The sequence below is a fragment of the Actinosynnema sp. NPDC037264 genome, from assembly GCF_055603705.1.
In genome coordinates, this window is the sequence record NZ_JBVJVK010000032.1 from 43,976 (window position 1) to 56,895 (window position 12,920).

13 protein-coding genes are annotated in these 12,920 nt (G+C 72.4%); 2 read left to right on the forward strand and 11 right to left on the reverse strand.

Features of this window, described 5'->3' with window-relative positions:
- Positions 1-2: 2 nt before the first annotated feature.
- The 8 genes from ACZ7GX_RS28710 to ACZ7GX_RS28745 all read right to left on the reverse strand — a co-directional run bounded on the left by ACZ7GX_RS28710 (position 3) and on the right by ACZ7GX_RS28745 (position 8,622).
- Positions 3-1,400: an MBL fold metallo-hydrolase RNA specificity domain-containing protein gene (locus tag ACZ7GX_RS28710; RefSeq protein WP_498781096.1), complete on the reverse strand. Its 1,398-nt coding sequence runs from the start codon at positions 1,398-1,400 to the stop codon at positions 3-5.
- Positions 1,401-1,497: 97 nt separating this feature from the next.
- Complete coding sequence (locus ACZ7GX_RS28715; protein ID WP_498781098.1) at positions 1,498-1,716, reverse strand: hypothetical protein; 219 nt, start codon at positions 1,714-1,716, stop codon at positions 1,498-1,500.
- 112 nt (positions 1,717-1,828) lie between these two features.
- Positions 1,829-2,632 (reverse strand): polyphosphate kinase 2, encoded by an 804-nt coding sequence (ppk2, locus tag ACZ7GX_RS28720; RefSeq protein ID WP_498781100.1) that lies wholly within the window; start codon positions 2,630-2,632, stop codon positions 1,829-1,831.
- A gap of 109 nt (positions 2,633-2,741) precedes the next feature.
- Positions 2,742-3,593: a universal stress protein gene (locus ACZ7GX_RS28725; protein WP_498781101.1), complete on the reverse strand. Its 852-nt coding sequence runs from the start codon at positions 3,591-3,593 to the stop codon at positions 2,742-2,744.
- On the reverse strand, positions 3,590-6,130 hold the full coding sequence (locus ACZ7GX_RS28730) for a cation-translocating P-type ATPase (protein WP_498781102.1): 2,541 nt from the start codon (positions 6,128-6,130) through the stop codon (positions 3,590-3,592). The genes ACZ7GX_RS28725 and ACZ7GX_RS28730 overlap by 4 nt, the downstream gene beginning before the upstream one ends.
- Positions 6,127-6,807, reverse strand: a complete 681-nt coding sequence (locus ACZ7GX_RS28735) for a CBS domain-containing protein (protein WP_498781104.1) — start codon at positions 6,805-6,807, stop codon at positions 6,127-6,129. The genes ACZ7GX_RS28730 and ACZ7GX_RS28735 overlap by 4 nt, the downstream gene beginning before the upstream one ends.
- A complete protein-coding gene (locus ACZ7GX_RS28740; RefSeq protein WP_498781105.1) occupies positions 6,800-8,176 on the reverse strand; it encodes a DUF4389 domain-containing protein in 1,377 nt (458 codons plus the stop codon). The genes ACZ7GX_RS28735 and ACZ7GX_RS28740 overlap by 8 nt, the downstream gene beginning before the upstream one ends.
- Positions 8,173-8,622 (reverse strand): hypothetical protein, encoded by a 450-nt coding sequence (locus ACZ7GX_RS28745; RefSeq protein ID WP_498781107.1) that lies wholly within the window; start codon positions 8,620-8,622, stop codon positions 8,173-8,175. Before ACZ7GX_RS28745 ends, ACZ7GX_RS28740 begins: the two co-directional genes overlap by 4 nt.
- Positions 8,623-8,888: 266 nt before the next feature.
- Here ACZ7GX_RS28745 and ACZ7GX_RS28750 point away from each other — a divergent pair, with 266 nt between their 5' ends.
- The gene (locus ACZ7GX_RS28750; protein ID WP_498781109.1) at positions 8,889-9,308 is read left to right on the forward strand and encodes a universal stress protein; all 420 of its coding nucleotides are present in this window, start codon (positions 8,889-8,891) and stop codon (positions 9,306-9,308) included.
- A 30-nt stretch (positions 9,309-9,338) separates the two neighbouring features.
- Here ACZ7GX_RS28750 and ACZ7GX_RS28755 read toward each other — a convergent pair whose 3' ends face one another.
- On the reverse strand, positions 9,339-9,923 hold the full coding sequence (locus tag ACZ7GX_RS28755) for a CBS domain-containing protein (RefSeq protein WP_498781110.1): 585 nt from the start codon (positions 9,921-9,923) through the stop codon (positions 9,339-9,341).
- A gap of 779 nt (positions 9,924-10,702) precedes the next feature.
- Between ACZ7GX_RS28755 and ACZ7GX_RS28760 the strand changes: the two genes are divergently transcribed.
- Entirely contained in the window at positions 10,703-11,074 is a 372-nt protein-coding gene (locus ACZ7GX_RS28760; RefSeq protein ID WP_498781111.1) for a hypothetical protein, read from the forward strand.
- A 248-nt stretch (positions 11,075-11,322) separates the two neighbouring features.
- Here ACZ7GX_RS28760 and ACZ7GX_RS28765 read toward each other — a convergent pair whose 3' ends face one another.
- Both ACZ7GX_RS28765 and ACZ7GX_RS28770 read right to left on the reverse strand, forming a co-directional pair.
- A complete protein-coding gene (locus ACZ7GX_RS28765) occupies positions 11,323-11,556 on the reverse strand; it encodes a DUF1918 domain-containing protein (RefSeq protein ID WP_498781113.1) in 234 nt (77 codons plus the stop codon).
- 517 nt (positions 11,557-12,073) lie between these two features.
- Positions 12,074-12,679, reverse strand: a complete 606-nt coding sequence (locus ACZ7GX_RS28770) for an Rv1733c family protein (protein ID WP_498781115.1) — start codon at positions 12,677-12,679, stop codon at positions 12,074-12,076.
- Positions 12,680-12,920: the final 241 nt, after the last annotated feature.

The window sequence follows — 12,920 nt, forward strand, 5'->3', positions numbered from 1 at the left end:
GATCAGATCAGGACCCGCTCGCCGTCACGGGGCACGACCGCGTTCCAGCCGTGTTCAGCGGACAGTCGGGCAGCCAGGGCCGTCGACGCCTCGGGTTCGCCGTGCACGAGGTAAGTGGTGCCGGGTTCTGGTCCGTCGGTCGTCCAGGCGAGCAGTTCGTCGGCGTCGGCGTGGGCGCTGAACGCGTCGAGGACCTGGACCTCGGCCTTGACCGGCACGTAACGGCCGTGGATCTTGATCTCGCGGGCGCCGGTGGCCAGTTGCCGGGACCGGGTGCCCGCGGCGGCATAGCCGACGACGAGGACGGTGTGGCGGGGGTCGGGCAGCATCTGCTTGAGGTGGTGCAGCACGCGCCCACCGGTGGCCATGCCGGACGCGGAGATGATGATCGAGGGCTGCGCGGGGTTGTTGACGGTCATGGATTGCGTGGCGGTGTGCAGCTCGGCCAGCCTGCCGGGGTCGAACGGGTCCTCGTGGGTGTGCAGCAGTTCGGGTCGGACCTCTGGCCAGGCCTTGGCGACGGCTTGGCGGTAGACGCGCAGCGAGGCGAGCGCCATCGGGCTGTCCACGAACACGGGCAGGTCGGGGATGGCGCCGGCGCGCGTGAGCTTGGCCAGCTCGATGAGGACGACCTCGGTGCGGTCGACGGCGAAGGCGGGGATGAGCACGCTGCCGCCGCGCGCGGCGGTGCTGCGGATCGTGTCGGCCAGCAACGCGGTGGCGCGCTCGTCGTCGTGCGCGCGGTCGCCGTAGGTGGACTCGACCAGCAACGCGTCGCACTCGGGACGTGGCCGGGGCGGCAGCAGGATGCGGTGGTGCTGCCTGCCGAGGTCGCCGCTGACGACCGCGGTGCGGCCGCCGAGGTCGAGGTTGGCCCACGCTGAGCCGAGGATGTGCCCGCTGCGGCCGAACTCCAGGTCGACGCCGCGGGCGATGCGCCAGGGCACGTCGAAGTCCATGGTCTGGAACAGCCGGACGGCCGCGGCGGCGTCGTCGGTGTCGTAGAGCGGCAACGCCGGGTTGTGCCTGGTCCAGCCGCCCTCGTTGGCCTGCCGTGCGTCCTCGACCATGAGGTGGGCGCTGTCGGCGAGCACGATCGCGGCGAGGTCGGCGGTGCCCTCCGTGGTGTAGACGGGTCCGCGCCAGCCGTTGCGCACGAGGACCGGCAGGTAGCCGCAGTGATCGAGGTGGGCGTGGGTCAGGACGACCGCGTCGAGGCGGTCGAGGTCGAGTCGGGGCGGCTGCCAGTTGCGCCGGCGCAACGGGGCGAGTCCCTGGAACAGGCCACAGTCGACCAGAACTCCGGACGACCCGGTGTCGAACAGGAACTTGCTGCCGGTCACGGTGCCGGTGGCACCGAGGAAGGTCAGCGAGGTCGGCTCGGCAGCGCGCTTGCCCATCACAACTCCTGGCTGGTCTGTCGCGGGATACCACGGTCCCGCGTCTTCGTGACGGCCCACAGCGGCGGTCGGCCCGGTCCCGCGGGGTCTTCGGTCCCTACCTCGTCAGCCGGTCAAGGACGGCCGCGCCGGTGGTGGTGAGCACCGCCATCGAGCCCGCCGACCGGACGAGGCCGCCGAGCACGAGGTCGTTGGTGGCGGTGAAGTCGCACCACAGCCCGTCGACCGCCAGGCTCGGACGCCCGATTCCGACCAGTTGCCCCCTGCCCTGCGCGACCGCCCTCAGCATCGCCTTGTGCCTCGATGTGTAATCCACGTCACTCAGCTCCTCTCTGCTGTCCAGGTTCCGCGTTCCGCGGGCGCACTGGCAGGTTCGAAGGAGGTCGACCGGACGGGACGTTCGGACGCGGTGGCGCGGGACCCGGGGCTCAGCGCAGCGATGCCGCGTGGTCGGGGACGTAGGTCTGCAGGCGCCGGTCGGTGCGGTGGTAGCCGGTGGACGCGGGACGTGGTGGTAGCCGGAAGGCGGGCGGCTCCACCTCGTAGTACGGCAGGGTGGACAGCAGGTGGGCGATCATGTTGACGCGGGCTCGCCGCTTGTCGTCGCTGTCCACCACGTACCAGGGGCACTCGGCGGTGTCGGTGTGGACGAACATCTCGTCCTTGGCGCGGGAGTAGTCCTCCCACCTGGCGATCGAGTCGACGTCGACCGGCGAGAGCTTCCAGCGCCGCATCGGGTCGTCCAACCGGCGTCGGAACCGCTTCTCCTGCTCGGCGTCGCTGACCGAGAACCAGTACTTGCGCAGCAGGATCCCGTCGTCGACGAGCATCCGCTCGAACACCGGGCACTGCTGCAGGAACCTGCGGTGCTCCTCGGGCGTGCAGAACCCCATGACCCGTTCGACGCCGGCGCGGTTGTACCAGCTGCGGTCGAGCAGCACGATCTCCCCGGCGGCGGGCAGGTGGGAGGTGTAGCGCTGGAAGTACCACTGCGTGCGCTCGCGTTCGGTGGGCGCCGGCAGCGCCACGATGCGGGCGATGCGCGGGTTGAGGTACTCGGTGATCCGCTTGATGGTGCTGCCCTTGCCCGCCGCGTCACGCCCCTCGAACACGATCACGACCCGCGCCCGTTCGACGCGCACCCACTCCTGCACCTTCACCAACTCGGCCTGCAACTGCCGCAACTCGGCCTCGTAGGCCGCGCGACGCAGCCTGGACTTCGCACCCATCATCGGCTCCTGGTCGGTCGCACGATCCCAGTGATGCCCTGGTCCCGTGGTTCGACGTGGAGAAGGACGTCGTCGTGCAGGTCGGTTGCGTCGGTGCGCAACGAGAAGGGCATCACAGGTCCTGCACGGTCGCGCGCACCACGAGCACCGGGCACGGCGCGTGGTGCAGCAGGGCGTGGCTGGTGGAGCCCAGCAGCAGCCCGGTGAGCGCGCCGCGGCCCCGGCAGCCCACGACCAGAAGTGCGGCGTCCCGGGCGCGGTCGATCAGCGCTCGTGCCGGGTTGCCGCGGGCGACGACCAGTTCCAGCCGGACGTCGGGGTACTTCTCCCGCCACGGCGCCACCAGCGCGGAGAGGTCCCCGCCCTGCGCGGCGTCGTACTCGGCCAGCTCGATCCCCACCATGTCGGCCAGCGGCTCGGGCGGCGCGTGCCAGGTGTGCACCAGCACCAGCGGCACGCCGCGTGTCGAGGCCTGGTCGAACGCCTGGGCCAGCACGGCCGGGCTGTCGCCCTCCACCCCGCACACGACGGGACCGGGCCGCGTTTCACCGCGTACGACGACCACTGGGCAGGCGCCGCGGCTGGTCACGGCGATGGCCGTGGAGCCCAGCAGCATCGAGGTGAACCCGCCCAACCCTCGCGAGGCCAGCACGACCAGTTCCGCGTCGACCGACTCGGCCACCAGCAGCGGGGCCGGGTCGGCGACCTCGATGTGCACATCCAGCCGCACGTCGGGATCGACGTCACGGGCGATGTCCGCGGCCTCGTGCAGCCACTGCCACGCCTGCTCGTGCAGCGCCTTGCGGGTGCGCCCGTCGGCGTCGAGCACGTCACCCGGCAGGCGCAGCTCGGCGTGCACCAGCCGCAGCGGCACGTCCCGCGTCCTCGCCTCCCGCGCCGCCCACCGCACCGCGTCGAACGCGGGCCCAGAACCATCGACGCCGACGACCACGGGCTTGCTCATGTGAAACGCCTCCTCATCCACTTGTGCCCGGCGTCCACCAGCAGGACGACCGGGATGGTCATCGCCGCGAGCGCCCAGCCCAGCGGGGTCGGCGCGCTGCCGCCCAGCAGGTCCGGCAGCGGCGGCACGAACAGGAACACGGCCAGCACGGCCAGCTCGAAGAGCACCGCGCCGATCAGCAGCCGGTTGCCCAGCAGGCTCCTCACCGGCTTGGTGGCGCTGCGGCACGCGAACGCGTTCGCCAGCTGCCCGAGCACGATCGCGGTGAACGCGGTCCCCGAGGCGGTGGCCAGCAGCACCGGGTCGCCCAGGTTCCAGCCGCCCGCGAGCAGCACGAGCGTGAACGCCGCCATCGCCGCCAACGCCTCGGCCGGGCCCAGCACGCCGAAGGCGCGGACCAGCACCGAGCGGTCGATCAGGGAACCGGTCCGCGCGGGGCCGGTCATGGTGCGCGGGTTCGGCTTCTCCGCGCCCAACGCCAAGGCCGGCAGCAGGTCGGTGCCGATGTCGAGCGCGAGGACCTGCAGGACGCTCAGGGCGAGCGGGTACGAGCCGCCGGACAGCGCCCAGAACACGAACGGCGTCAACTCGGCGACGTTGTCGGTCAGGTGGTAGGTCAGGAACCGGCGGATGTTCGCGAACGTCGCCCGGCCCAGCTCCACCGCGCCGACGATGGTGCCGAAGTGGTCGTCGAGCAGCACGAGGTCGGCGGCTTCGCGGGCCACGTCGGTGCCGGAGGCGCCCATGGCCACGCCGATGTCGGCCGCCCGCAGCGCCGGCCCGTCGTTGACCCCGTCACCGGTCATGGCGACGACGTGACCGCGGTGTTGCAGGGCGTGGGCGATGCGGAGCTTGTCCTCCGGGGTGACGCGGGCGACGACGACGCCGTCGCGGTCCAGCAGTTCGCCGAGGGCGGCGTCGTCGGCGGGCAGGTCCTTGCCCTCGACCACCAGCCGGTCGGGTCCGAGAAGGCCGACCTGGGCGGCGATCGCGCGGGCGGTGGCCGGGTGGTCGCCGGTGATCATGGCGAGTTTGATGCCGGCCTTGCGGCACAGGGCGATGGAGTCGGTGACGTCGTCGCGTGGTGGGTCCTGCAACGCGACCAGGCCGAGCAGGACCAGGTCGCGTTCGGCGTCCTCCCAGCCGGTGGCCGCGCCGGGTCGCCACGCCACCGCGAGCACGCGCAGCCCCCGCGCGCCGAGGGCGTCGATCGCCTCGTGCGCGCCCGGCGCCGGCGCGCACAGCGGCAGCACCGCATCGGGAGCACCGGTCACGTGCACGCCGTCACCGTCGACGGCGGACGAGCGGCGGCGACGCGGGTCGAACGGGAAGCGGGTCGCCGCCGGGGTCGTGGTGTCCGCGCCGACGCGTGCCGCCAGGACGTGGAGGGCGACCTCCATCGGGTCGCCAACCGGCAGCCACCGGTGTTCCCGGTGCTCGACGTGCGCGGTGGGCGAGCAGCGAAGGGCGCTGACCGCGAGGGTCCTCACGGCGGCGAGGGCGTCGGATTCACCGGTCACGCGGGCGGTCGGGGCGTAGCCCTGCCCGTCCACCGCGACCTCGCCGGCCGGAGTCCACACCCGCACCGCAGACATCTCGTTGCGGGTCAGCGTCCCGGTCTTGTCCGTGCAGATGAAGGTGGTCGCGCCCAGCGTCTCCACCGCGTCCAACCGCCGCACGAGCGCGTTGCGGTGCGCCATCGTCTGGGCGGCTCGCGCCAGCGACAGCGTCACGGTGGGCAGCAGGCCTTCCGGGACCAGCGCGACGGTGACGCCGACCGCGAACAGGAAGCCCTCCGTCGGATCGAGACCCAGCAGCATCGCGACCCCGTAGAACGCCACGCCCACAGCGACCGCGATGAGGCCGACCACGGTCACCACGCGGTGCAGCCGCAGGGCGAGAGGGCTCTTCGGCCGGACCGCGTGGCGCGTGAGCGAGGCGATGCCGGCGAGCTGGGTGTGGGAGCCGGTGGCCGTCACCACGACGGTCGCCTCACCCTCCGTGACGTAGGTGCCGGCCCGCACGACGTCGTCCGCGGCCGGGTGCACTGGCACGCTCTCGCCACTGAGCATCGACTCGTCCACCGCCAGCGCGGCGACCTGCGCCACGCGGGTGTCGGCGCAGACGCGGTCGCCGCCCTGGAGCAGGACCTCGTCGCCGACGACCAGCTCGGCCGCGTCCACCACCTTCGGCTTGCCGTCGCGGCGGACGGTGGCGCGGGTGGGCAGCAGGTCGCGCAGCCGTTGCGCCGCGCGGTCGGCCCGGTACTCCTGGGCGAACGCGAATACCCCGTTGAGCACGACGACCAGCGCGATCGCGACCGACAGCGCGGGCATGCCCGCGACGTAGGCCAGTGCGGCGGCCACCCACAGCAGGATCGCGAAGAAGTGCGCGAACTGCTTGAGCAGCAGCACGACCGGGTGCGCCCCGCCGCCGGTGGGAAGCACGTTAGGGCCGTCCTCGCGCAGCCTCCGGGCGGCCTCGGCCGAGGTCAGGCCACCCGTGGTGCGCTCCGCCGCGTCCAGCACCGTCGTCACCCGATCCGGTGACTGGTGTCGGTGTCGTCCCAGCCGTGGGACAGGTGGTTGTGGACATCGACCACACCGGGCGTCGCCAGGGTGAGGCGGTACGCGATGTCGGCTTCACTGCGACGCTCGATGGAGCCGCGCAACGTGACCACACCGTCGACCACCTGGACCTCGACCGCGGTGGGCTCCACCCACAGCGTCCGTTGCAGGACCTCGTGCACGACCGTGCGGCGCAGGTCCTCGTCGCTGCGCAGGAACACCTTCAGCAGGTCCCGACGGGACAGCACACCGAGCAGCCTGCCGTCGACGTCCACGACGAACAGCCGGCGCACACCTTCCACCGCCAGCTCGTGCGCGGCGGCGCTCGCGGGCGCGTCCGGGCCGATGGTGACGACCGGGGTGGTCATCACGTCACCCGCGGTGGTACCGCTCGCCTGGCGCCAGCGCTGCTTGGTGTCGCGGCGGGCGAACACGGACGGGCCGGGTTCGGTGCCGCCCCGGTACTCCTCCTTGGGCAGCAGGTCGGCCTCCGACACCACGCCGATCGGCCGGTCGTCGGTGTCCACCACCGGCACGGCGCTGAACGCGCCGTCGGTCAAAATGGCGGCGACGTCCTTGAACGGGGTGCCGACGTCGACCTTCACCACCTCGCGGGTCATCAGCGAGGCAACCTCGGGTTCACGCATGGGTCTCTCCTTCCACGGTGTTCTGGACAGGTGCGGTGGGTCGGGTCGGCCGGGTCGCGGCGAAGAGCACCAGACCGCCGCCGAGGAACAGCAGCAGCACGCCGGCGCCGAGCGCCGTCCACGCCGCCGGGGCGAGAGCGGGCAGGGTCGCGGTGGCCACGAGGGTCGTGTCGACCGTGCGCGAGCCGTCGGCGTTCATCACCACTGCGGTCCAGGTGCCGGGCTGCGCGGTCCAGGTGAGCGAGCCGTAGCCCGACGACACCCAGAACGGCTGGGCGTGGGGTGGGGTGGCGGGCGCGGTGCCCGTGCTGTGCTGGTAGAGGGCTTGGTCGCCGAAGCCGGTCACGCGGTCGCGGTCGACACCGGCCAGGTAGCGGGCGACGTCGGCGCTGGGGCCGATGCCGACGAACGCGTCCGGGTCGACCCGCAGCCCGATCGCGCCGAGCCAGTCCTCGCCGACCGCCCAGCCCGCCTCGGTCCAGTTCATCTCGGCGGTGCCGAGCTCCACCGCGTAGCCGGTGCCGCGCAAGGTCTGGGCGGGTGCGGTGACCGCGCCGGTCGCGTCGCGCTGGGTCTGGTCGGCCCACAGCCCGAGCGCGCCGGCCGCCGACAGCCCAGCGCCCGTCAGGAGCAGCAGGACGCCGATCACCGCCGGGGCGACACGGCCCGCGGTACCGCCCGACGGTGCGGGCGGGGGTGGCACGTCCAGGGTGGCGGCGCCGGGTTCGTCGCCGCCGGTGTCGAACCGGAACGGCGGGTAGGCGTCGGTCATGAGGCCGACGTACGCCGCGACGCGCAGCGCCCAGCGGTCCATGCCCAGCACGAAGTCGAACACACCGCGCGGGTAGCGGCCGGTGAACAGCAGGACCACACCGGCGATCAGGACGAGCAGGCCGACCAGGCCGCCGGCCGGGCTGTAGGCCCACTCACCGGCCCGGAAGGCCAGGTAGCCGCCACCGCCGAGGAAGATCCCGACGACGACCAGGTGCGGGAGGGCCAGCAGCCACTTCACCAGCACCAGACCGCGCGAGAGCCGTTCGGGGTACGCGATGTCCAGCGTTGCCGGGTAGTCGGGTTCCTCGCCGAGGCTGAACGGCGGGTACCGGTCGGTCGCCAGCGCCCCGAACGAGTAGTACGCCACGCGCCACGTCCAGCGCAGCACGCCGAGCGCGAAGTCGAACAGGGGCCGCGGGTAGCGACCGGTGACCAGGATCGCGACGAACGCGACCAACCCCACCACGCCGAACGCCATCCACAGGAAGGCCAAGACGACGTAGTGCGGGATCACCAGCAGCCACTTGACCAGCCACAACCAGCGGTTGAGGGCCGGGTCGAACCGGCCGTGCACGCGAACGGGGTAGGTGGTCATGACAACGCCCTCCAGCCGGGCCCGACAGCAGCCCACTCGGTCCTCCACAGGCGGCTCCGGAGCCGGGTGTGCGCCGATCGGACCAGCACGTACCCGAGCGCCATCGCGCCGCCGAGCGCGATCCAGGAGCCCACCGCGACGGCCGCCGCCATGACGACCGCGTCTTCGACCACCCCGGAGCCGACGATCGCCGTGCCGCTGCTCGGCGAGCCGGGCGCGTCGACCGGCAGGACCGCCTCCCCCGAGTAGCGGGTGCGCAGTGGCTCCTCGGAGCGCGCGGCTCGCGGCGCGTGGTCCTCCGACCGGATCGCCACGACGATCGGCAGCTCGATCAGCGTCACCGCGACCGAGGCGACCGCGACGGCACCCCCGAGCCGCTCGTCGAGCGGGTTGCGCCCGGCGTGGGCCCGGTGCGCCCGTCTGGCAGGGCTCGACCGCGTGTCCATGTCCCGCCCTCCTCGTCCGCTCCGGCACCTCCCAGGCTCGTCCGCTCCGAGGTCTGTCCACAGAGTCGTTGGTCGTCACGCCGGTCCCTGATGGGTTGGGACCTTCGACCCTGCGAACGCCGCCGCGAACGTCGGTGGACGACGCGCAGCCGAAGGCGAAGGGAAGCCGAAGCCCTCTCACTCCAGGGCTTCAGCCTCTGTCGACACGCTCACGACGGGTGGACGCTCGGAGGTGCGATCGGGAGGCCGTCATGATGGTGGTGGGTGTGAACGGATCGGCCGCGAGCTGCAAGGCGCTGCGCTGGGCGTTGACGCACGCGGCGCGCACCGGTAACAGCGTCAGGGCGATCATGGCCACGCCCTCCGAGGTGAAGTGGGTTCCCGCGCGTTCCACGGGCGGGGAGCCCCAAGCCGACACGCCGGGCTACTTCCACCTCGGGCACGGGCTGCACCACGCGGTCAAGCAGGTCCGCGCCACGCTCGACAACGCCCCTCCGGTCACCGAGGTCACCGTCGTCGGCGACGCGAGCACCACCCTGGCGCTCGAGTCGAGACGAGCCGACCTGCTCGTGATCGGCAGCCACGGCCACAGCCGCCTGTCCGACGTGGCGCTCGGCAGCGTCTCGACGTACTGCGTGCGGTTCTCAGCGTGCCCAGTCGTGATCGTGCCCACCGCGGACTCCTGAGCCGCCGCAGCCGGCTGTTCCGACGTCCGCTCAACGCTGCGCGTCCACGCCTGTCGTCTGGTGCGCGTACGCGCTCAGGACTCCCGGCACCGCTTCGGCCAAGGCGACGGCGACGTTCCAGGACCGTTCGTCGGGGAACGTCGTCCCGATGTCGACATGCCCGTTGTGCACGGTCACCGTCCAGCGGCCGTTCGGGTCGTAGGCATCAAGGCGTTCCCGCACGTCGGACTCGATGGAGGGGTCGGTGCGGGCCAACGCCCGCACCAGGTCACGCCTGGTCACCACGCCGACCAGCCGCAGGCCGTCCAGGACGGGCACGCAACGGATCCCGTCGTCGACCATCACCCTGGCGAGCAGGCCGGCCGGTGCGGTGGGGTCCACTCCGCACACCGGTGTGGTCAGCACGTCACCCACCGGCGCGTCTCCGGGCTCCCCGTCGGTGTAGCGGCCGCGGAGCAGGTCAGCCTCGGTGAGGATGCCGACGAGTCGCCGGTCGGCGTCGACCACGGGCAGCGCGGTGAAGCCGTGTGAAACCATCAGCGCCGCCGCCACGCGGATCGGCACGTTCGATGTCACGGTGATGACCGGGCTGGTCATGATGTCTCGTGCCCGCACGGCACACCTCCCTCGTCGCAGGTGACTCCGACGTTAAGCGGCTGTCGCGCCCGCGCCAGCGGTCGATGGTCCTCTGCGACGAGGGTCCAAGGACGGCCCCGCCTGTGCGATGTCCCCGAACGGGGGACCTGCCGGTGGTCGAGGGACATCCGCAGGTCTCAGGCACGCGCTGCCGACACCGACGACGAGAGGTGTGGCCATGCCGATCGACGTGCAGCAGCCGAAGGCGTGCGACGTCATCCGCGTGCCGCAGGGGTGACGCGCGACGGCACCGGACGGATGCCCTGGAACAGCCCGAGCACCTCGGGGATCAGTCCGCCGACATGACGCCTCTCGACCGTCGTCATGGGTACTCCCCTCCTGACCGGGATTTGCTCCGAGATCCAGTCCACCGCCACGGCGTTCGGGGTCACAGAGTCACCGGGAACCGTTGGACGGGGACTTTGGTCCGGGGTGTTCCGAGCGCCGCGGTGGACGGCGGTCGAACCGCGGAGCTGAACGACGAGCAGTCGGCCGCGTGGTCCGCCACCAGCGCTTGGCTCTGCGGGCGCGGTGACCGCTTCGACTTGGACGCGGCAGCCGTTCGGCACACCGGAGCGGAATGAACCGCGCCGGACGGAGTGGACGCGCCAACGGGCCCTTGGTCCCGTCTGCGGCAGGGTCGACCTGCGCGAACGGCTGCCCCGAAGACCTTCCGAGGTGATGCCCTCGTGCCGTGTTCGGCAGCCGGTGACGCGACGGACAGTGGACTCCTGAACGGAAAACCCACGGAGCCGACCATGTCCACGCTGCTGCAGACCGCCCGACACGACACCTACGCCGGGGTCCGGGACCCGAAGCTCGCCGCCGTGCTCGCCGCCGAGGACGACGCCGAGGAGACCGGGTTCGACCCGCTCGAACGCATCACCTGTCGCGTCCACCGCCGCTGGCTGCACCAGTGCGTGCACTCCCAGGCACACGTCATCGCCGTGACCGGCCACCGCTGGTGCCGGGACTGCGAGTGCCCCGCCTCCGTCAGCGTCGACGAACTCACCGGCACGGTCACCGTCCACTGCCAACGCTGCCTGCGAACGCCCGACAGCCCCGCCACCCGCCAGATCGTGCGCTGCTGCCGAGCCAGCATCGCCACCGCCCAAGACAGCCGACGGTGATCAACCCGATCGACCCGTTTCACATCGGCCGGACCGATCGTCCGACCCGCTCCGTGCCGCCCGCGTTCGCCCCAGCGGGTACGCCGGGGACGGATGTGTCCGACCAGCGAACACCGACCGCCGCGTCCGTGTCCTCGGTACGGTCGCGCCCCCGCCGTCCGCTGTGCGCCACCACGTGGCCGAAGCCCCACCGTCATCCCGAGCACGGGCGCCACTCCGAGCAGTGAACGCCCATCCAGTTCATCAGCTCACCGCATCGCCTCACCGACCGCCGCCGCGACGCGCCGTGCTTCGTCCTGGGCCGTCACCACGTGGGCGTCCGGGCCGGGGAACACGAGCGTCTGCTTGCCGGTGTCCAGCCAGTGCACGAGGTAGGGCGGCGAGCCGTCGGGGTGGCTCACCTCCACCACCTGGCCGCGCCGAGTGGGCACGCCGAGCGTGACACCCTCGACAACCACCCAGTCCCCCGATTGTGCCTTCACGACCGCACCTCCAGTCGTCCCGTCCCGCGTGGGCGCAGGTCGAAGATCCCACCCGGTGACGAGGTTGGGCGCTGCGCCGCGCTCACCCGACGAGGTGACCCTCGAACCACGACGTACCAAGTGGCACTCGCCGAAACCACGCCTTCACCGCCGTCCGTGGGCGCAGCCGCACCCGCGTGGTGGACCTGATGTCGGCACGATCCTGATGCCGGGTGGACCCAACCGCCCGCACGCTTCACGCATATCCCCCGGCCGCTTGGGGCAGGCACACGAGGCGCGCAAAGGGCGGGGCCGCGCTCACGGCCACCGGCAGGCGCGCCCGCCCGCCGCGCGAGGTTCACCTGCACGGACCGGACGGCACCGCCGACCTCGAGGTCCACATCACCGTCGTCGTCGTGCCGGTGGCGATCAGCCGGAGGTGAGAACGGCCTGTTCACCGGTCGAAACGGTGTCCCGCGAGCGCGCCCACCTGTTCGACGTTGGTCGGACCGGTGGCGCGACGCCGGCGGGTGCGTCCTCACGCGAGCTTCCGCCAGCCGGGCTCGACCGCCGCCCACTCCAGTTCCCACTGCTGCCGACGCAGCCGGGTGTGCGTCGACCGGACCACCACGTAGAGCACCGCCATCGCGCAGCCCAGCGCGACCCACGAACCGATCGCGACCACCATCGCGGTGAACACCGCGCCCTCGGCCGTCAGCGGCGCGTCCACCACGGAACCCCGGTCGTCGACCCAGATCCGGACCTTGCTCCCGGCGAGCACGTCGCTGGTGGTCTTGACCTCGCCCTGTCGTGTCCTGCCATCGGGCAGCGTCCACGTCGCGGGAACGTCGTACTTCGTCACCGCCGCGGTGTGCGCGCTGCCGCCCGCGGAGCTGGGCGTGTCCGCCAGCAGCACGGCGTCGACCTCATAGCGGGTGCGCAACTCCTCCGAGGACACCACGGCCTGCCGCGCGTGGACCTCCGAGCCGATCGCCGCCGCGACGGGCAGCCCCAGCAACGCCATCGTCACCGAGACGACGGCCACCGCGCTCTCCAACCGGTCCCCGGGACGGGCGAGCGGGTTGCGCCAGGCGAAGAGCTGACGCGCGAACCTCCGAACGGCACTGCCCGAACGCATGTCCATGTCCCGACCTCCTCGGCCTGATCCGGCCACTCCAGGCTGGTCCGGCCAAGGCGCGGCACCCAGAGTCCTTGGTCGTCACGACAGTCCCTGATGTGCCGGGACTTCCGGCTCTGCCTCGGACTCGCCGAGCACGCACCGGGGGGGGGGGGGGGGGGGGGGGGGGGGGGGGGGGGGGAGGGGCGGGGGGGGGGGGGGGGGAAGAAGCGGGGGGGGATGGGAGGGCGGGGGGGGGGGGAGCGGG

What these genes read in the sequence shown, in the direction of transcription:
- ACZ7GX_RS28710 (WP_498781096.1), bottom strand. Translation starts at nt 1,400, where the DNA reads ATGGGCAAGCGCGCTGCCGAGCCGACCTCGCTGACCTTCCTCGGTGCC.
- ppk2 (WP_498781100.1), bottom strand. Translation starts at nt 2,632, where the DNA reads ATGATGGGTGCGAAGTCCAGGCTGCGTCGCGCGGCCTACGAGGCCGAG.
- ACZ7GX_RS28725 (WP_498781101.1), bottom strand. Translation starts at nt 3,593, where the DNA reads ATGAGCAAGCCCGTGGTCGTCGGCGTCGATGGTTCTGGGCCCGCGTTC.
- ACZ7GX_RS28735 (WP_498781104.1), bottom strand. Translation starts at nt 6,807, where the DNA reads ATGCGTGAACCCGAGGTTGCCTCGCTGATGACCCGCGAGGTGGTGAAG.
- ACZ7GX_RS28740 (WP_498781105.1), bottom strand. Translation starts at nt 8,176, where the DNA reads ATGACCACCTACCCCGTTCGCGTGCACGGCCGGTTCGACCCGGCCCTC.
- ACZ7GX_RS28745 (WP_498781107.1), bottom strand. Translation starts at nt 8,622, where the DNA reads ATGGACACGCGGTCGAGCCCTGCCAGACGGGCGCACCGGGCCCACGCC.
- ACZ7GX_RS28760 (WP_498781111.1), top strand. Translation starts at nt 10,703, where the DNA reads ATGTCCACGCTGCTGCAGACCGCCCGACACGACACCTACGCCGGGGTC.
- ACZ7GX_RS28770 (WP_498781115.1), bottom strand. Translation starts at nt 12,679, where the DNA reads ATGGACATGCGTTCGGGCAGTGCCGTTCGGAGGTTCGCGCGTCAGCTC.